The organism is Streptomyces sp. NPDC054047, assembly GCF_055585065.1.
Window position 1 is genome coordinate 1143318 of sequence record NZ_JBVJKV010000001.1, and the last position, 18879, is coordinate 1162196.

The 18879-nt window shown below is 72.3% G+C and carries 15 protein-coding genes; 5 read left to right on the plus strand and 10 right to left on the minus strand.

Annotation, left to right across the window (positions count from 1 at the left end; genetic code table 11):
- The 4 genes from ACZ6ZP_RS05180 to ACZ6ZP_RS05195 are packed head-to-tail and all read right to left on the minus strand — an operon-like array spanning window position 1 to window position 4819.
- Window positions 1-1038, minus strand: a complete 1038-nt coding sequence (locus tag ACZ6ZP_RS05180; RefSeq protein WP_351164579.1) for a beta-ketoacyl-ACP synthase III — start codon at window positions 1036-1038, stop codon at window positions 1-3.
- Window positions 1035-2774, minus strand: a complete 1740-nt coding sequence (locus tag ACZ6ZP_RS05185) for an FAD-dependent monooxygenase (protein ID WP_351164580.1) — start codon at window positions 2772-2774, stop codon at window positions 1035-1037. The genes ACZ6ZP_RS05180 and ACZ6ZP_RS05185 overlap by 4 nt, the downstream gene beginning before the upstream one ends.
- A gap of 39 nt (window positions 2775-2813) precedes the next feature.
- Window positions 2814-3860, minus strand: a complete 1047-nt coding sequence (locus ACZ6ZP_RS05190; RefSeq protein WP_383822614.1) for a beta-ketoacyl-[acyl-carrier-protein] synthase family protein — start codon at window positions 3858-3860, stop codon at window positions 2814-2816.
- Complete coding sequence (locus ACZ6ZP_RS05195; RefSeq protein ID WP_351164582.1) at window positions 3857-4819, minus strand: AfsA-related hotdog domain-containing protein; 963 nt, start codon at window positions 4817-4819, stop codon at window positions 3857-3859. Before ACZ6ZP_RS05195 ends, ACZ6ZP_RS05190 begins: the two co-directional genes overlap by 4 nt.
- A gap of 292 nt (window positions 4820-5111) precedes the next feature.
- Between ACZ6ZP_RS05195 and ACZ6ZP_RS05200 the strand changes: the two genes are divergently transcribed.
- Window positions 5112-6113: an ACP S-malonyltransferase gene (locus ACZ6ZP_RS05200; RefSeq protein WP_383822611.1), complete on the plus strand. Its 1002-nt coding sequence runs from the start codon at window positions 5112-5114 to the stop codon at window positions 6111-6113.
- A gap of 39 nt (window positions 6114-6152) precedes the next feature.
- Here the strand turns inward: ACZ6ZP_RS05200 and ACZ6ZP_RS05205 are convergent, their stop codons facing one another.
- Complete coding sequence (locus ACZ6ZP_RS05205) at window positions 6153-6815, minus strand: ScbR family autoregulator-binding transcription factor (protein WP_351164585.1); 663 nt, start codon at window positions 6813-6815, stop codon at window positions 6153-6155.
- A gap of 106 nt (window positions 6816-6921) precedes the next feature.
- On the opposite strand from ACZ6ZP_RS05205, the gene ACZ6ZP_RS05210 reads away from it, so the two are divergent.
- Complete coding sequence (locus ACZ6ZP_RS05210) at window positions 6922-7809, plus strand: ScbA/BarX family gamma-butyrolactone biosynthesis protein (RefSeq protein ID WP_351164586.1); 888 nt, start codon at window positions 6922-6924, stop codon at window positions 7807-7809.
- A 61-nt stretch (window positions 7810-7870) separates the two neighbouring features.
- On the opposite strand, the gene ACZ6ZP_RS05215 is transcribed toward ACZ6ZP_RS05210, so the two are convergent.
- The 4 genes from ACZ6ZP_RS05215 to ACZ6ZP_RS05230 all read right to left on the minus strand — a co-directional run bounded on the left by ACZ6ZP_RS05215 (window position 7871) and on the right by ACZ6ZP_RS05230 (window position 13455).
- The gene (locus ACZ6ZP_RS05215; protein WP_351164587.1) at window positions 7871-8779 is read right to left on the minus strand and encodes a quinone oxidoreductase family protein; all 909 of its coding nucleotides are present in this window, start codon (window positions 8777-8779) and stop codon (window positions 7871-7873) included.
- Between the two features lie 102 nt (window positions 8780-8881).
- A complete protein-coding gene (locus ACZ6ZP_RS05220; RefSeq protein ID WP_351164588.1) occupies window positions 8882-10735 on the minus strand; it encodes a GMC family oxidoreductase in 1854 nt (617 codons plus the stop codon).
- Window positions 10683-12605: an AMP-dependent synthetase/ligase gene (locus ACZ6ZP_RS05225; protein ID WP_469405581.1), complete on the minus strand. Its 1923-nt coding sequence runs from the start codon at window positions 12603-12605 to the stop codon at window positions 10683-10685. The genes ACZ6ZP_RS05220 and ACZ6ZP_RS05225 overlap by 53 nt, the downstream gene beginning before the upstream one ends.
- 139 nt (window positions 12606-12744) lie before the next feature.
- On the minus strand, window positions 12745-13455 hold the full coding sequence (locus tag ACZ6ZP_RS05230; protein ID WP_351164590.1) for a TetR/AcrR family transcriptional regulator: 711 nt from the start codon (window positions 13453-13455) through the stop codon (window positions 12745-12747).
- 69 nt (window positions 13456-13524) lie between these two features.
- Here ACZ6ZP_RS05230 and ACZ6ZP_RS05235 point away from each other — a divergent pair, with 69 nt between their 5' ends.
- The 3 genes from ACZ6ZP_RS05235 (at window position 13525) to ACZ6ZP_RS05245 (ending at window position 17051) form a co-directional block, all read left to right on the plus strand.
- Complete coding sequence (locus tag ACZ6ZP_RS05235; protein ID WP_351164592.1) at window positions 13525-13995, plus strand: SCP2 sterol-binding domain-containing protein; 471 nt, start codon at window positions 13525-13527, stop codon at window positions 13993-13995.
- 33 nt (window positions 13996-14028) lie between these two features.
- Complete coding sequence (locus ACZ6ZP_RS05240; protein ID WP_361470074.1) at window positions 14029-15252, plus strand: acyl-CoA dehydrogenase family protein; 1224 nt, start codon at window positions 14029-14031, stop codon at window positions 15250-15252.
- Between the two features lie 107 nt (window positions 15253-15359).
- Complete coding sequence (locus ACZ6ZP_RS05245; RefSeq protein WP_351164594.1) at window positions 15360-17051, plus strand: arabinofuranosyltransferase AftB family protein; 1692 nt, start codon at window positions 15360-15362, stop codon at window positions 17049-17051.
- A 61-nt stretch (window positions 17052-17112) separates the two neighbouring features.
- On the opposite strand, the gene ACZ6ZP_RS05250 is transcribed toward ACZ6ZP_RS05245, so the two are convergent.
- Window positions 17113-18825, minus strand: coding sequence for a vWA domain-containing protein (locus ACZ6ZP_RS05250; protein ID WP_469405584.1), 1713 nt, complete (start codon window positions 18823-18825; stop codon window positions 17113-17115).
- Window positions 18826-18879 lie beyond the last annotated feature (54 nt).

Sequence of the window (18879 nt, forward strand, 5' to 3'; positions counted from 1 at the left end):
TCATGCGTCGATGTGGGTGGGTACGGTGGCCAGCTCCGGCCAGATGAGGGCCGTGGACCCCCAGGTGAGTCCCCCGCCGAAGCCGGTCAGGAGCGTTCGGTGCCCCGGCCTGAGCTCGCCGGAGGCCATCGCGTCGGCGAGCGCGAGCGGGATGGAACCCGCCACGGTGTTGCCGACCCGGTCGAGGTTGACGACGATCTGGCTCTCGTCCAGGCCCAGTTGTTCGCCCACCGCGCGCAGGATGCGCACGTTCGCCTGGTGCGCGACCACCCGGTCGGGCCCTTCGCCCGCCCAGCCGATCCGGCCGATGAGTTCCTGCGCGGACTTGCTCATGTTCAGGACCGCTTCGGTGAACACGGCGCGGCCCTCCATCGAGAACCACTGGTCGCCCTCGGGCGCCGCGAGCCCGGTGGAGCGCTGGCGGGAGCCGCCGGCCCGCACGGTGATCATCTCGGCGCCCGCGCCGTCGCTGCCCAGGTCGAACCCGAGCAGCGCGCCCGGTTCACCGGCCTCCCCCCTGCGCAGCACCACCGCGCCCGCGCCGTCGCCGAAGATGGCGCGCGTGGTGCGGTCGTGCGGGTCGAGGATCGTGGAGAACGTGTCCGCTCCGATGACCAGGGCACGGCGGGCCGTCCCCGCGCTCAGCATCGAGGCCGCGGCCGCGAGGGCGTAGACGAAGCCGGTGCAGACCGCGGAGACGTCGAAGGCGGCCACGCCGCCCAGGCCGAGCCGCTGGGCCACCAGGGGCGCGGTGGCCGGGCAGGGGTGGTCGGGGGTGCTGGTGGCGAGCACGACCAGGTCGATCGCGTCCGCCGCCGTGCCGTCCTGCGCGCGGGCCGACTCCAGTGCCCTGCGCCCCGCCTCCACCGCCAGGTCGGATGTGGCGTCGCCGGGTTTGATGACGTGCCGCCTGCTGATGCCCGTCCGCGTGCGGATCCACTCGTCCGAGGTGTCGAGCTGGGCGGCGAGCTCGTCGTTGGACACGACGGTCTCCGGCAGCGAGCCACCGAGTCCGCAGACCACGGCCGCGGTGGTCATGAGGCGGCCATGGCGGGAGCGGAGCCCTTGGCGGCCTTGTCCGCCGGTGGCGTCACGGTCGCCGCCGCACCGGCCCCCAGCTCCGTGACCGTCTCGCTCCCGACCCGCGCGGTGCGGGGCAGCGTGCCGAGCATGACGCGCGTGCGGCGCAGGGCCATCCGCAGCTCGGCGGGGTCGAGTTCGGTGATCGCGGCGATGTGGCCGTCGGGGCGGACGAGCACCGCGCGCGGCTCCTTGCCGAGCAGCGGGGCGAAGCCCGGCCACGCGGAGATGTCGCGTACCGGGAAGGTGTCCGGCAGGGAGGCGCGCAGGGCGGCACACCGCTTGACCCAGGCGTCGTCCTGCCGCTCGCCCGCCCACAGCAGGACCGTGGGCCGCTCGGCGTCGACGGAGGGCCAACGCCCCTCACCCGCGGGAGAGTCGTCCTCCAGCCCGGCGTGCTTGCTGAAGACCGGGAGCCGGTCGCCCGCGCGGACGGCCCGGGTGAGTCCGGGCATCGTCTGCCAGAGCGAGTCGGCGTTCCGGTAGGTGACGTCGTGCTGGGCCATGAGGGGAGCGCCGAACCGCTGCAGTACGCCGGTGCGCCTGGCCGCCCGTATCAGCGTGTCCCGGACGGCGACCTCCTTGCGCCCCTTGAACAGTCCCCAGCTCGTCTGCTTGGCGGTGGTGAGGACGACCCGCTCGGCGGCCATGCGCCGCTCGGAGTCGTAGGTGTCGAGGATGCCCGGCTCCAGCGTGCCGCGGACGACGCCCGCCAGCTTCCAGCCGAGGTTCACGGCGTCCTGGATACCGGTGTTCATGCCCTGTGCGCCCGCCGCGCTGAAGATGTGCCCCGCGTCGCCCGCGAGGAAGATGCGGCCGTCGCGCAGGGTCTCCGCGACCCGGCGCCGCGCGCGGAAGATCGTGGTCCACTTCAGCGGCCCGATCAGGCCGGGGCGCGGCGCGCGCTCGTCCATGACGCGCTGGAAGAGGTCGCGCGGCGGCGCGTGCTCCTCGGTCCAGCCGGGGACGCTGACGGCGAGCCGGAACTGGCCGTCGCCGAACGGCGCGAGGCCGAGTGCGCCACCACGGGTGTAGCAGTAGAGCAGTTCGTTGCCGTGCAGGTCTCCTTCGATCGGGCCGTCGCCGATCGCGAAGAGGACGTCCTCGCCGCTGCCGAGGAACTCGATCCCGGCCAGGCGGCGCACGGCGCTGTGCGCGCCGTCCGCGCCGATGATCCAGTCCGCCTCGATCTGCTCGGTGCGTCCGTCGGTCCACTCCACTTCGGCGACGGGCCGCCGGCCGGTGTTGTCGAGCCCCGTCACCGTGCCCTGCTCGACCTGCCCGCCGAGCTTGATGAGCCGGTCGCGGACCACGTCCTCCGTGCGGTCCTGGGGGATGACGAGCCCGAACGGGTAGGGGGTGTCCCGCAGTCGGCTCATCTCGATGGCTCCGAGTGGCCGCTTCTGCGAGTAGTACGTCACGGCGTCCAGCCGGTTGCCCGCCTCGGCGAGCGGTTCGGCGGCGCCGATGCGGCTGAGCAGTTCGAGGCTGCGCGGCCACACCACGATGGCGCGGGAGTGCAGCGAGGAGCCGGCCGGGGTGCCGTCGATGATCCTCACCGGCACGCCCTGGCTGAGGAGTTCGCAGGCCAGGACCAGGCCGACCGGGCCGGCTCCCACGACCAGTACGGGCCGCTCGCCCCCGGAGGTCTCACGCGGGGAAATCGTCATCCTGACGCCTTTCGTCTTGCTCATGGACGGAGCTCGTCTCTGTCATGGGGGGGGAGGGAGCGGTCACGGCCGTCGTACGACGACGCCGCTCCAGGTGAATCCCGCGCCCGCGCTCAGCACCACGGCGTACTCGCCGGTGCGCAGCGCCGGGGTTCTGCTGCCGGACAGCGCCGCGAGGTTGGAGAACAGGTCTCCGGCGCCGAGGTGACCGGTCGCCGTACCGAGGTCGAGCGCCGGGGCGGGCGTGACGGCGGCCACCGCGGGTCCGTAGATGTCCCGCGTGGTGGCCTGTCCCAGGCGCGGCAGCAGTACGGCGCGCAGGGCGGGGTCGTCGGGGGCGAGGCCCGCGTCGGCGAGCGCGGCGGCGACGACCCGGGTGGTGGTCTCCCGCAGCCTGGCCACGAACGGCCCGCGCCCGGCGCCCGTGAGGAAGGCCTTCTTCGTCCGTCGTACGTCGACGGTGGCGCCGACCGTGTGCGGGGCGTCCTGGAACCGGCCCAGGTCCCGGTGGACGACCTCCAGATCGGGGGCGGCCTCGGTGACGAGGGCCCGGAGCAGCAGCCCGCGCTCCCCCGCGCCCTCGCCCGGGGCGACGCGGTCGACGACGGCCGCGGTACCGCTGTCGCCGTACCAGACGCCGTAGTCACCGCGCCAGCGGTCGAAGCCGGGTGCGCAGAACCGGTCTCCCGTGGTGACGAGCACGGGGCCGTGTCCGGCCACCGCCATGTGCCGCAGGAGCGCCGCCTCCAGGGCCGCGCCGCCGCCGTTGCACATCTGCTGGATGCCGGTCGGTACCGCGCCGCCCGCGCCGGTCCGCTCGGCCACGTAGTGCGCCGGGGACCAGAAGTCGTGGCCTTGGTAGTACGTCCACGCGTGCAGGACGGCGCTGACGGACTCCGGTGCGGTGCCCGCCCGTTCGAGGGCGCGCAGGCCCGCCCGTACGGCCATCTCGGGCGCCGATTCGCCCTCCGACACCGGGAGTTGCTCGTACCCCATCGACGCGGCCTCGTCCGGTGCGGCCTTCCCGTCGGCGACCGCGGCGGACGCCTTGACGGTGGTGGCGGGCAGCCATTCGGCGGCCGTGACGCGGATGCCGTCCGGTGCCCTCATGCCGCCCGGTCCTCGTCCTCAGGAATCCGTGCGGCGGCAAGGGTGGCGGTGTGCGTCACGCCGGACGCGACGACCACCCCGTCCTGCTCGAACTCCACGTGGAACGTGTGCAGTCCGGCGGCGGCGCCGGGCTCGGCCCTGGTGACGCGCACCTTCGTGGCGGCGTCCAGTTCGGCGTACCGCGTGAAGGAGAAGTCGAAGCCCGTCACGGTGGTGTGGGACACCGAGGCGCCGAGGAGTTCGGCGGCCGCGTAGAGGCAGGTCTGCCGGGCCGCCTCCATCAGGACCATGCCGGGGAGGTGGTCCTGGGCGTGGTCGAACATGCTGGGGTTGTCCAGCGGGACGCGGATGGTGGCCGTGACGCCGTCCGATCCGGTGGCGATGTCCGCAAGGACCACGTTCGCCGGGTCGGAGCGGCCCACGTCCGAGGGCCGCACGGACGAACCGGTCCCGCGCAGCCCCGAGAAGGGCGCCAGCGGCCTGCCGCGGCCCCGCTCGCGGACGGTGTCGTAGACCTGGCCGGGGATGTAGCCCACGTCGATGCTCACCCGGCCCAGGTAGTGCCGGGAAAGGGTCAGGTCGATGTCGTAGGTGAGCCGGCGCACATCGCCCTCGGCGCCCCTGCGGTTACCGGTGCGCACGCCCATGACGAGCTCACCGGGGCGCTCTTGGCGCGGCGCCGTGAGCAGGCCGGGCAGCGACATCGACCAGGAGCGCAGCAGGAACTTGCTGTCCCTGGCCACCCCGAAGAACTCGTGCCCGCCGTAGGTCTCCGCCTGCCGGGCGCATTCGAGCACCAGGAGCGGGTCCGGTGTGCCCAGGCGCGAGCAGCGGTCGGCGTAGTAGGAGTGGGCCGGCGGGAGCTGTGCGGCGGCTACGTATTCCGTGTCGCTCGTCTTCCTGGCGTCCGTGAGGAAGACCTCGGAAATGGCCCAGCGGTGCAGGGATGCGCGATCCACGGTCCTCTTGAATTCCAGCTTCTCCGCCCCTGGTGGGAAACCCCGTGGAACCTCGGCTTTCATGAATCCATCCCCCTCGATAACGTCCGTGAATGCGCCCGAGACCCCCTGTGTCCAGGGGAGTTGGCGGGCACGGAGACCAGCATCGGGGGTGCGGGCCAATGTTCAACTCAAGCCGGACACGCGCCGGGGACAGTTGTCCGGCGCTTGTTCCCGGCTTGAGTTCACGCTCCCGACAATCGTCTGGCGACATGTTCGGCCGGATGCACGCTGTTGTCGGGAGGATTTCTCAGTGGTCACTCAGCAGGACTTCGAGCGGGGCCCGGAACGGGGTTCCGGTCAGGCCTCCGAAAACACCGGTTCTTCGACGGCCGCGCTCTTTCCGGGGCAGGGCGTGCAGCGGCAGGGCCTGGGCACCCGCTGGCGCGGTACTCCGTCGTGGGAGGTGCTCGCCACCGTCTCCGAGGCCTCGGGGTACGACGTCGAGGAGCTGCTCCTGGAGACCGGCACGGAGCTGCTCGGGCGGACCGATCTGGCGCAGATCACGGTCTTCAGCGCCTCACTGCTGTCCTGGCTCGAGTTCCGCCGCTCGCGGCCGGACACCCCGGTGGCCGCGTTCGCCGGTCACAGCCTCGGGGAGTACACGGCGCTGGTGGCCGCGGGCGCCCTGACCGTCACCGACGGCGCCCGTCTCGTCGGCGAGCGGGGCCGGGCGATGGCGGCCGTGGCCCGTCGCGCCCCAGGCGCCATGGCGGCGGTGATGGGGGCGACGTCGGAGGAGGTGGAGGCACTCGCCGAGCGCGTGCGCGAGAGCGGCGAGAGCGTGTGGGTGGCCAACCTCAACAGCCACCACCAGACGGTGATCGCGGGCACCGCGGGCGCCATCCGGCGCGGGGCGGAACTCGCGCGCGACGACGGCTGGCGCTACACCGTGCTCCCGGTCTCCGCCGCCTGCCACACGCCGCTCATGGCGCCGTCGGCCGAGGCGCTCCGGCCGGCTCTCGCCGCCGCCCGGTTCGCCCCTGTGCACCGGCCCGTGGTCTCGAACGTGGACGCGCGTGCGCATGCCGAAGGCGGCGACTGGGCCGACCGGTGCATGCGTCAACTGGTCAGTCCCGTGCGCTGGTTGGAGACCCTCGGCACCCTGGCGGACTCCATGAGCTGCGACCAGATGATCGACTTCGGCCCCGGCCGCACGCTGGCCGCGCTCGCGCGCCGTGCCCTTCCGCACGTTTCCGTGGCCTCCGCGCCGATGCCCGCACCGGAACCGGCACCCGAGCTCGCCGCGAAGTAGGCGGGCTCGGGGCCCGGGAGCGCCGTCCGGTGCGAGGACTCAGTGGGTGATGCCGGACGCTTCCAGCCTGGCCATCGGCATGTCGGCGTACAGCGCGACGGCGCGTTCCACCGACACCTCCAGCTTGGCGAGGACCAGGGGTGCGGCGATCGCGGGAAGGACGAGCTGGAACAGCTTGGCCACCTCTACGGTCAGGTCGTAGTCGTCGGGCAGGCCTTCGCACACCACGCTCGTCCCGGTCCAGGCGCACACCAGGATGCGCGCGGTCTCCGTCGCGTCGACGTGCGCGTGCACCTCGCCGCGCTCGCGGGCCTCGCCCAGCAGCCCCGCGAGCAGCTCCGTCCAGTCCTGCCAGCGCGTCCCGAACAGGCGCCGCGCCTCCAGGTCGACCGACATGCGCAGGGCCGCGCTGAGCATCGGCTCGCGCGGCAGCCGGTAGGCCAACAGCAGGAGCACATCGACCAGTTCCTGCAGCTTGAGGCGGTTCGGCCGTACGCCCTCGGTGGTCACCGCGTCGTCGAGGACGCCCCGTGCCAGGTCCGACTTCGACGAGAAGTGGAAGTACAGGGCTCCTTTGGTGACTTCGGCCCGCTCGAGTATCTCCGAGACCGTCGCCGCCTCGTAGCCCCGCTCGTCGAAGACGGCCGCGGCTGCTTCCAAGATGGCTCTGCGGGTCCGGACTGCCCGCTCCTGTCGCGCCACGGTTAACGCCTCCTTAAGATCATCGTTACTTGAAAAAGACCAGGCTGCCGGTATGTTACTGGCATTGGTTGAACTGCCACGCCTTAACCACACCATGGGGGGATCCATGTCCAACGTACTGTCCGTCGATTCCATACCGAGCGCGACCCCGCGGGGCGGTGAAATCGCGGCCGTCCCCAAGGAGTTCCTCCATCTGCACCGGGAGGAGTCGGCCCTCGTCACCGGCTGGACGCGACTCGGATCGGACCAGTACATGGTCAATGCCGCCTGGCCCCCGGCCACCGGCGAGGCCCCTTACGACCCGCTGGTCCTGACGCAGACGATCCGCCAGGCCTGCCTGCTGATCGCGCACGCGGAACGCGGTGTCCCGCTCTCCCACCAGACGCTCATGGACCGCCTGGACTTCTCCCTCTCCCCCGGCTTCCGTGCCGCCCTTGACGAAGCCGTGCACCTCGTCCTGGACGTCACCTGCCACAGCACCGGCCCCCGCGCGATGAGCGTGGAATTCGTCGTCCGCCACGACGGCCGCGCCGTCGGCGACGCGACCCTCGACTTCAGCTGGATCGGCCCCGCCGTCTACCGCCGGCTGCGCGGCGAGCACCTCCAGGTCGACTGGGAGCAGGTGCCGTGCGCCCCGGCCGCCCCCGCCGACCTCGCCGGATGCGCCGAGCGGAGCCGCGTCGCCATCTCGCCCGCCGAGCGGCCCGGCCGGTGGCTGCTGCGCACCGACACCTCCGACGCCGTCCTCTACGACCACCCGGTCGACCACGTGCCCGGCCTCGCCCTGATCGAGGCCGCCCACCAGGCCGCCCACGCCCTGACGGGACCTGGCGCGCCGCAGGCCCACCAGGTGAGCAGCACCTTCGACCGCTACGTCGAGTTCGACGCGCCGTGCTGGATCGAAGCGGCCGTCGAGGGCTCCGACGTCCGGGTCACCGGCACGCAGGACGACTCGACGGTCTTCACCGTGACCCTGCGGGGCGCAGCGGCCTGATCCGCGGACCTCGGAACCAACCGCCACGGCGGTTGGTTCCGAGGCGCTGCGAGTGCCGGGCTCAGGGACGCAGCGTCAGCTTCCCGGACGTCTTGCGGTCCAGCAGGTCGCGGTGGGCCAGACCCGCGTCCGCCAGCGCGTAGGAGGGTCCTTCGACCGGCCGCAGACGCCCCCGCGCGGTCAGGTCGAGCAGCTCGCGCAGCGGCTCGGCGAACGCGCCGGGCCGGGCCAGCGTGGGGCGCAGCCAGAAGCCGACGACGGCCGCGTTGAGGGACCGCATACGGGCGTCGTCCAGCGGCGTGAACCCGGTGCGGGAGGCGCTTCCATAGGTGACGATGCGCCCGAAGTCGGCCAGCGAGTCCAGGGCCCGGTCGAAGAGCGCGCCGCCCGTGCCGTCCAGGATCACGTCCACCGGCTCGTCCAGCGGGTAGTCGACCGCCGCGTCGGCCCCCAGCTTCAGGGCGAGCTCACGCTTCCGCGGCGTGGAGGCCATGGCCAGGACGCGGCCCGCGCCGAACTCCCTGGCCAGTTGCACGGCGATGCTGCCCACGCCGCCCGCCGCCGAGTGCACCATGACGCTCTCGCCCGCCGTGAGACGGGCCGCGCCGCGCAGCAGGTGCCAGGCGGTCACTCCCTGCATCAGCAGGGCGAGCGCGTGGGCGGCGGGCAGTTCCTCGGGGATCTCGAAGACCGCCGCCTCGTCGGCCACGGCCGTCTCCGCGTAGCCGCCCCTGACCTTGGCGAGGACCCGGCGCCCGTCCGGGGTCCTGCCGACGACCTCACTGCCCGGAATGTACGGGAGCTGGTCCGCGGCCAGATACGAGCCGTCCGTCTGATGGGTGTCGGCGAAGTTGACCCCGGCGGCCTCGACGGTGATCGGCAACTGCCCCGGCCGGGGCACGGGTTCCGGCACATCGACGAGGTCGAGGACTTCCGGTCCGCCGAATCGGTCGAACTGTATGGCACGCACAGTGAGCTACCCGTCTGATGAGTGTGAGGCGGCCGAAGAGGCACGGATGACCTTGGCACGGTACTCGGTCGTCCCCGCCGGGCGGACGGGCGGATTCCCTCGCTATTCCGGCAGCCGCAGCTCCCCGAACGCGCCCTTCGGCACCGCGGGCGTGCGCGGTGCGACCGCCGCCACCCGGGCGTATCGCGCACCCTGCTCCGGACGCCCGTCCGCCTCCCCCTTGTTGGGCCAGTGCGCCATCGCCCGCTCGGCCTGGGCCGTGATCGTGAGCGAGGGGTTCACGCCCAGGTTCGCGGAGATCGACGAGCCGTCCACCACGGAGATGCCCGGGTGGCCGTAGAGGCGGTGGTAGGGGTCGATCACCCCCGTCGTCGGCGAGTCGCCGATCGGGCAGCCGCCCAGGAAGTGGGCGGTGAGGGGCTTGTTGAGGAGCTCGCCCAGGTTCGTGCCGGCGAAGCCGTTGATGCGCTCCGCCACCAGGCCCGCCGCCTCCCAGCCCTCCGCGATGTGGACCGGGTTGGGCGCCCCGTGGCCCTGCTCGGCCGTCAGGAGGCGGCGGCGTCCCAGGCGGGTGGTGAGGGAGTTGTCGTGGGTCTGCATGACGAGGCCGATGATCGTGCGCTCCGACCAGCGGTGGGTCGACGCGACGCGCGCCACGAGCAGGGGGTGGGTGAGGAAGGCGAGCACGGCGGCCAGCGGCTTGGGGAGGTTGCGGCGGTACTGCGGGACGCAGATCAGCGCCATCAGGTTGGAGCCCTTGCCGTAGCGGACGTTCTCGATGTGCGTGGTGGGGTTCGGGTGGATGGAGGAAGTGATGGCGACGCCCCGGGTGAAGTCCAGGGGGCGGCCCTTCCCGTGCTTCTTGCGGTAGCGGCGCGGGAAGGTCACCGCGCCCACCAGCGCCTCGGAGTTGGTGCGGGTGAGCCTGCCCAGCCGCTCCGAGAGGCCGGGCAGGACTCCCTCGTCCTTCATGCGGTGCAGCAGGGTCTGGGTGCCGTACGTGCCCGCCGCGAGGACGACGTGGCGGGCACGCAGGACGGTGCGGCGGCCCCTGCGGCGCCTGGCGGTGGGGACCGTCACGACCTCGTGGCCCCCGGCGGTCTCGCGCACCGACACCACCGTCGTCATCGGGCGGATCTCCGCGCCCGCCCGCTCGGCCAGGTAGAGATAGTTCTCGGTGAGCGTGTTCTTGGCGCCGACCTTGCAGCCCGTCATGCACGAGCCGCACTCGGTGCAGGCCGACCGCGCGGGACCGGCTCCGCCGAAGTACGGATCGGGAACTTCCGGACGTGGTCCGGCCGTTGACGGACTGGAGCCGGTGGCGCCACCGGTACCGCCAGCCCGCACGCCATCACCCCCGCCATCACCCCCGCCGGCAGCCGCGCCCTCGCCGCCCGCGTCCGCCCCGTCGCCGAAGAACACGCCCACGGGCGTCAGCCGGAAGGTGTCCGCCACCCCCATCCGGTCCGCCGCCGCCCGCAGGTGCTCGTCCGCCTCGGTCGTGGTCGGGTTCTGGCGTACGCCGAGCATGCGCCGGGCCTGGTCGTAGTACGGGGCGAGTTCCGCCCGCCAGTCCGTGATGCCCGCCCACTGCTTGTCCTGGAAGAAGGCGGGCGGCGGCACGTAGAGGGTGTTCGCGTAGTTCAGCGAGCCGCCGCCCACCCCCGCGCCCGCCAGCACCATGACGTTGCGCAGGAGATGGATGCGCTGGATGCCGTAGAGCCCGAGGGCCGGGGCCCACAGGTAGTTCCTCAGGTCCCAGGAGTCGCTGGGCAGTGTCTCGCGGGTGAAGCGGCGCCCCGCCTCCAGGACGCCGACGCGGTAGCCCTTCTCCGTCAGGCGCAGGGCGGCCACCGAACCTCCGAACCCGGAGCCGACCACCAGCACGTCGAAGTCGTACGCCTCACTCACCGTAGAGCGCCTCGATCTCGTCCGCGTACGCCGCCGCCACCGCATGCCGCTTGATCTTCAGCGACGGCGTCAGGAGGCCGTTGTCCTCGGTGAACTCGCCCTCGACCAGGGAGAATTTACGGATGGACTCGGCGCGCGAGACCGCCGTGTTGGCATAGTCCACGGCCTTCTGGATCTCCGCGATCATCTTCGGGTCCCGGCACAGTCCGGCGAGCGGGGTGTCCTTGGGGCGCTTGCGTACGGCGAGCCAGTGCTCGACGGCCTCCGGATCCAGGGTGATGAGCGCCGCGACGTACGAACGGTTGTCGCCGACGACGATGCACTGCCCGACCGGCGCCCGGCTGCGCAGCCGGTCCTCCAGGATCGCCGGGGAGACGTTCTTGCCGCCGGACGTGACGATGATGTCCTTCTTGCGCCCGGTGATCGTGAGATAGCCGTCGCCGTCGAGCGCCCCCAGGTCACCCGTCGCGAACCACTCGTCCCGCAGCACGGCGTCCGTGGCGGCCGGGTTGTTCCAGTACGAGCCGAAGACGATGCCGCCCTTGATGAGCACCTCCCCGTCGTCCGCGATGCGTATGGAGGTGCCCGGCACCGGAAGTCCCACCGTGCCCGGGCGGGGCTTCAGCGGCGGCGTGATGGTCGCGGCGGCCGTGGTCTCCGTCAGGCCGTACCCCTCGTAGATGATGATCCCGGCGGCGTAGAAGAAGAGGTTGAGGCGCCGGTCGAGGGGCGAGCCGCCGCTGATCGCGTAGCGCAGCCTGCCGCCGACCTCCTTGCGGATGCGGCGGTAGACCAGCAGTTCGTACAGCGCCCAGCCGAGGTGGAGGCCGACGGAGGGGCCGGGGCCGCGCTTGTCGAGGAACTTGTTCAGATATGCCTCACCGAACCGGACCGCGATCCCCTCGGCGCGGTCGAAGGACGCCCCGCGCCCGATCTTCTCCGCGGTCGCCCGCCCCGTGTCGTGGATCTTCTCGAAGAGGTACGGGACGCCGACGACGAACGTCGGCCTGAACGACCGCAGTTCGGGCCGCAGTTCGTCCGGCTTGATGCTCGGGCAGTGGCCCAGCTCGATGCGGGCGAGCATGCAGGCGATCTGGATGGTGCGGCCCAGGATGTGGGCCAGCGGCAGGAAGAGGAGCGTGGAGGCGACCTGGCCCGTGATCTCCTTGAAGATCGGGTGCAGCAGGTCGACGGTGTTCGCGGCCTCGGCGTGCAGATTGCCGTGGGTCAGGACGCAGCCCTTGGGCCTGCCGGTCGTGCCCGACGTGTAGCAGATGGTGGCGATGGAGTCCGGGGCCAGCGCGGACCTGCGCTTGGTCACTTCCTCGTCGGACAACTCCCGCCCCAGCGAAGCCAGTTCGAGAAGCGCGCCGTCGTCGATGTTCAGGAGGCTCGGCGGCTCGGCGAGGCCCCCGACCGCCGACTCGGCCGTCGCGACGTTCTCCGCCGTCTCCGCGATCAGGAGCGTCGCTCCCGAGTCCCGCACGATCCACTCGATCTGCTCCGCCGCCGACGTCGCGTACACCGGCACGGTCTGCCCGCCCGCCGCCCAGATCGCGAAGTCCAGTACGGCCCACTCGTACCGCGTACGGGACATCAGCGCGACCCGGCCGCCCGGCTGGAGCCCGGCGGCGATCAACCCCTTCGCGGTGGCGGTGACCTCACGCGCGAAGGCCGCCGCGGTGACCGGACGCCACTGGCCGCCCTGCTTGCGGCGCAGGACGACCGCGTCGGGCGCCTCGGCGGCGTTGGTGAAGGGGATGTCGGCGGTGCTGCCCGCGGTGGCCTTCGCCGCGAGCCGGGGCGTACGCGCCTCGCGCACGGTGCCGTGCTCGTCCCGGACGAGCTCCACCGCGGCGCGCTCCGCCAGCTCACTGTGGCGCTGCGCCCGTTTCAGATCCTTGCGTACGCCCATGACGGCTCCCGGCTACCGGCTGAAGTAGATGATGCGGTGCGTACTTACTGGGAGGTCAACTTACTCAGGCGTAGGGAAAGTTCAATGGGGCGGACAGCGAAGAATCAGCGGGCGGTCGTCACGCCGGTGACAAGACCGCTCACTCCGGCGAGGGAGCCGGTGAAGGAGCCGAAGCGGAGGCCCCCGCGGCCCTCCCGCCCGGCACCCAGACCTCCCCCTCCAGCACCCGCCCCATCCCCACCCACACCATGTTCATCAGCCGCAGGGTGACCCCCTCCGGGGACTGGCCCGGATGCCCGCCCATCCAGTCCGTGAGCGAGTCCGCCGCGCCCACCAGCGCGTGCGCGACGAAATCGGCGTCCTCGTCGTCCAGTTGGGAGCCGCCCGCGCTCTCCGCGATGCCGTCCGAGACAAGCCCCGCGACCTGGGCCATCACCGCGCGCCGCGCGTCGGCCACGGCGGAGGCGATCGCCTCGCTCAGCTCCGAGGCCTGGCGGTGCAGGACGACCCAGCTGTCGCGGTGCTCGGCGACGAACGCGAAGAACGCCGACAGGCCCGCGTGCAGGCGCAGTTCGGGCGCGCCGCCCCCGGCCTGCGCCGCGCCCTGGAAGGCGGCGACCAGGCGGTCGGCCTCGCGCCGCAGGCAGGCGAGGAAGAGCCCCTCCTTGGAGTCCAGATAGAGATAGACCATCGGCTTGGAGATCCCGGCGAGCTCGGCGATCTCGTCCACGGACGCGGCGTGGTAGCCGCGCTTGGCGAAGACCGTCACCGCCACATCGATGATCTGCTGCTCGCGCTCCTGGCGCGGAACGCGCCGACGCCGTCCCTCAGTTCTCCCGTTGACCGTCACCCTTGCAGCCTCCCAGACTCGGGGCTACCTTACCCCTTAGTAAGTTTACTGTTGAGTAAGGAGATTGCCATGGCGGACGGTGTCGGCGGTGCGGAAGGTGTGGCCGGTCTGGACTTCGCGAGCGTCACTCCGGAGGAGTTCGCGAAGATCGTGAAGGGGCTCTCCGGCAAGGAGATCACCGAGATCGCCCAGGACGGCGAGCTGCGCGCCCGCGTCCTCCAGGAGGTCTTCGGGCGGATGGGCCGGCAGTTCAAGCCGGAGGCGGCGGGCTCGGTCGAGGCCCTGATCCGCTGGAAGATCACGGGAGTCGACGAGATCGTCCACGAGACGGAGATCTCGGCGGGCACCTGCACCGTCCGCGAGGGCCGCTCGGACGCCGAGCCGCGCGTCACGCTCGTCATGGCCGACGCCGAGTTCCTCAAGCTGGTCTCCGGCAACGCGAGCCCCGTGACGATGTTCATGATGCGCAAGATCAAGATCGTGGGCGACGTGGCGTTCGCCGCCGGTCTGACCCGCTACTTCGACATCCCGAAGGCCTGACGGACACACCGACTTCCGGAAAGGAGAGACACCATGGCCTTCTCGTTCGAACTGACCGAGGAACAGCGGGACCTGCGCGGCTGGGTGCACGGCTTCGCGGCCGACGTGGTGCGGCCCGCGGCCGCCGAGTGGGACGAGCGCGAGGAGACGCCCTGGCCCGTCATCCAGGAGGCCGCCAAGATCGGCCTGTACGGATTCGAGTCCCTGGCCGAGCTGTTCGGCGACCCCAGCGGAATCTCGCTGCAGATCGCCAACGAGGAACTGTTCTGGGGCGACGCGGGCATCGGCATGGCCCTGTTCGGCACGTCGCTCGCGGTGGCCGGGATCTTCTCCGCGGGCACGCCCGACCAGCTCGCCGAGTGGGTGCCGCAGTGCTTCGGCGACGAGGACGAGCCCAAGGTCGCTGCGTTCTGCGTATCCGAGCCCGACGCGGGCTCGGACGTGTCGGCGATGCGCACGCGCGCCACGTACGACGAGGCACGCGACGAGTGGACCCTGTCCGGCCAGAAGGCGTGGATCACCAACGGCGGCATCGCCGACGTCCATGTGGTGGTCGCGTCCGTCGACCCGGCCCTCGGCTCGCGCGGGCAGGCGGCGTTCATCGTGCCGCCCGGCACGCGGGGCCTCGAAGGCGCCCGGAAGATCAAGAAGCTGGGACTTCGGGCCTCGCACACCGCGGATGTGTTCCTGGACGACGTACGCGTGCCGGGGCACTGTCTGCTCGGCGGCAAGGAGCGTCTCGACGCCCGGCTCGCGCGGGCCCGCGAGGGGACGGCGTCGGGTTCCGGAGGCCGTGGGCAGGCCGCCATGGCGACCTTCGAGGTGAGCCGGCCGACGGTGGGCGCGCAGGCGCTGGGGATCGCGCGGGCCGCGTACGAGTACGCGCTCGACTACGCGGGCTCCCGGGTCGCCTTCGGCCGCCCCATCATCGAGAACCAGTCCATCGCCTTCGCCCTCGCCGATCTGCGGACCGAGATCGAGGCGGTGCGGCTGCTGATCTGGCAGGCGTCGTGGATGGCGCGCAACGACAAGGCGTTCGACGCGGGGCAGGGCTCGATGTCCAAGCTGCGCGCCGGCGAGCTGGCCGTTTCGGCGACCGAGAAGGCGGTGCAGGTGCTCGGGGGTGCCGGGTACAGCAGGGAACATCCGGTGGAGCGGATGTACCGGGACGCGAAGATCTACACCATTTTCGAGGGGACGAGCGAGATCCAGCGGCTGGTGATCGCGCGGGCGATTTCGGGGCGTCAGATTCGCTGAGCGGGGCGGGCCGCCGGCCGCGGGCCGGAAAGCCGTGCGCACCGCGGATCACCTGCCGGGCCGGCTCAATCCCTTAAGCCCCCGCTGACCGGCGCCGATAAAAGATCATGACGTCGACGCACCTCTCCCTCCGCGAGCCCGACGCCGTCCTCGGGCTGCTCAACGGCCGACGCGGCGTCGGACGCACCGTCCGGCGCGGCGTCCTGTGTCTGCTGCCGGCCTGTGTCATCGCGTTCGCCGGGTTCCAGCGGCGCTGGATGTCCGACGACGGGCACATCTACGTCCGCACGGTCCGGCAGATCCTGGCCGGCAACGGCCCCGTCTTCAACGCGGGCGAGCGCGCCGAGTCCTCCACCGGCACCCTCTGGCAGTGGCTGCTCGTGCTCGCGGGGCTGCCGGGCATCGACATCGCGCGGGCCGCGATGTACGGCGGACTGCTGCTCACCGCCGCCGGGTTCGCGTTCGCCTCGCTCGGGGCGCTGCGGCTGTACGCGGACAAGGCGGCCCTTCCGCTCGGCTGCCTCGTCCTGCTCGCGCTGCCGCCCGTCTGGGACTTCGCCACCTCCGGCCTGGAGACCGGCCTGGCCACCTGCTGGATCGCCGGGGCCTGGCTGCTGCTCGTGACGCGGGCGCACGCGATCGCCACCTGCGTCGTCATCGGGCTCGGCCCCCTCGTGCGGCCCGACCTGGCGCTCGTGTCCGCCGTCTTCCTCGTCGCCCAGTGGCTGATGGCGCAGCCCTCGCGGCGTGCCACGTTCGGCGGTCTGGGAGCCGCCCTCGCGCTGCCGGTCGCGTACGAGATCTTCCGGGTCGGGTACTACGGCCAGCTGATGCCGCTGCCCGGCGTGACCAAGGAGGCCTCGCAGAGCCTGTGGGGGCGCGGGGCCGACTACTTCGCCGACTTCGCGGGGCCCTACTACCTGTGGGTGCCCGCGCTGTTCCTGCTCGCGGCCCTGCTGCCACCCGCGCCGACGCGGCGGAACCCCGGTTTCCTGGTCCCCGCGCTCGCGCCCGTCGTCGCCGGGCTCCTGTGCTGGGCCTACGTCATCAAGGTGGGCGGCGACTTCATGCACGGCCGGATGTTCCTGCCGGGGCTGCTGCTCATGCTCCTGCCGGTCTTCCTGGTGCCCGTCACGCGCGCGTGGACCATCGCGGCGGTGGGCGTCGGCGTCTGGGCCCTGGCCTGCGCGAGCTGGCTGCGGATTCCGTACGAGGGACGGATCGGGCCCGGCGGCGTCGCGGACGAGCGCGGTGTGTACGTCCAGCAGAACGCCGCCCCGCACCCCTTGCACCACTCTTTCGCGGGCTACCCGAGCAACGTGGAGTACGCGCGTCTCGTACGCGAGGCCGACCGCACGGGCACCCCGAGCCTGTTCCTCGCCAGGACCCCCGCCACCGCCAACTCCCCCACCGTCACCGGCGTCTACAGCACCCTGGGGTTCAGCGGCACGGTGGTCCCCCTGAACGGGGCCGCCCTCGACCCGATCGGCCTCGCCTACCCGCTGGCCGCCCACTCCGAGCGCATCAACGGCCGCGTGGGCCACGACAAGCGGCTGCCCGACACGTGGATCTTCGCCGACCGGGGCCGCGGCCCCCTCCCCGACGGCCTCGACCCGGCGGGGGTCGCCGCCGCCCGGCGGGCGCTCGGCTGCGGACCGCTGGCCGAGCTGCGGGCGGCGACGCGCGATCCGATGACGCCGGGGCGGTTCCTGCGCAATGTCACCGGGGTGTGGGAGCGGACGTCGTTCCGCTTCCCGAACGACCCGGTGCGGGCCGAGCGGGAGCTGTGCGGCGGCTAGCGGGAGAGCTCCCGGACACCGTACGAGGGCCGACCTCCAGGCAGACCTCTAGGCAAACCCCCTACCTGATCTCGCCCTCCTCCTCGCCCCCGCCGCCCTCGCCCCCGCTTCCGCCGGTCAGGCGGTCCGCCTGCCGGACGGCGGTCGCGAGGTCGCGCAGGGCCTTGTCGTCGTCCGACGACAACTCCTCCGCGTTCCGCGCCAGTTCGGCGAGCGAGGGCGCGCCGGGCAGGGGCCGCCGGGCGGCGAAACCGGTGGAGGTGGACATCGGCTCGGGGGCAGGGGCGGGAGCGGTGGTCGTGGCGCCGGTGTCCGGCCGCACCGCGGGGTCGCCGGGACCGGACTGGGCGGAGGTGCCCTGCCGCAGCGCGTCCGCGAAGTACGCGGCGACCGCCGTGGTGCGCAGCCCGCGGTCGGCGGTCCACAGCCCGCCCTCCAGGTCACCGGACTCGATCTGGTTCGACTCCTCGTGCGGGGCACGGCTGTCGGGGTCGAGCCAGCGGACGCTGGCGGTCGCCACGTGGCCGCTCGTGGCGGGCCGCATCTTCACGGCGTACAGCGCGGTCACGGTGTGTCCTGGCCCGATCTCTCCCCCGTCCACGCTGTCGTCGCGGAAGTCGTCGTCGGCGACCGCGCGGTTGTCGTAGCCGATGAGCCGGAACTGCTTGACGGTCTTCGGGTCGAAGGCGACCTGCGCCTTCGCGTCGCGGGCGCGCAGCTCGATGTTGGCCGGGAGCTGCTCGCAGAAGACCTTGCGGGCCTCCTCGCTGTCCGACACGTACGTGGTGTGGCCGTCCCCCTTGTCGGCGAGGCGTTCCATCAGGGCGTCCCCGTAGTCGCTGCCGACGCCCACCCCGAAGAGGGTGATGCCGTGTTCGCCGCGGGCGTCGGAGATGCGCTCCAGGATGCCGTCGGCGCTGGTCTCACCGGTGTTGGCGAGGGCGTCGGAGAGGAGGACGACGCGGTTGGTGGCGCCGTCGCGCCGGCCGCCCACCGCGGTGTCGTACCCCGTGCGGATGCCCGCCTCGAGGTTGGTGGACTGGGTCGGCTCCATCGCGGCGACGGCCGAGTGCACCTTGCCGCGGTTCTCCCCGAGACGGGTCATGGGCAGCACCGTCTTCGCGCTGTCGCTGAAGGTGACGAGCGCGATGGAGTCGTCGTCGCGCAGCTCGTCGGTCATGATCCCGAGCGACTCCTTGACCAGGTCGAGGCGGCCGGGCTCCGCCATCGAGCCGGAGACGTCGATCACGAAGGTCAGGGCGGCGGGCGGGCGTTCGCCGTCATCGGCGTCCGCGCGGGTCGCGAGCCCCACCCGCATCAGGGACCAGCCGTCCGCGTCGGTGCGGGCCCCGTCCACGTTCACCGAGAAGCCGTCGCCCTCGGGGCGCGGATAGTCCTGGCGGAAGCTGTTGACGAACTCCTCGGGCCGCACGGTCGACGGGTCCGGGAGCCTGCCCTCGGCGAGGGTGCGGCGGGCGTAGCCGTAGGAGGCGGTGTCCACGTCCAGGGCGAAGGTGGAGAGGTAGTCGGGGGCCGGGGCGAAGTCGCGCTCTTTGCCGTCGCGTTGGCTGCCGTCCCGCTGATCCTCGCCGGGAGCGGGCGGCGCGGGCATCGGCGCGGTGCCACGGCGTTCCTTCCCGCTGCCGTCGACGGCCCGGTCGGTGTGCTCACCGCCGCCGGAACTGCACCCGGTGAGCAACAGCCCGCCCGCCACGGCCGCGGCGAGCAGCCCCCGCCGTACTTTCGACCCCCGCCGTACCTTCCAGGTCCGCATCCTGGCCCCCTCGCGTCGTCGGTTCACATGACTGTGACGCGCGGGACCCCGCGA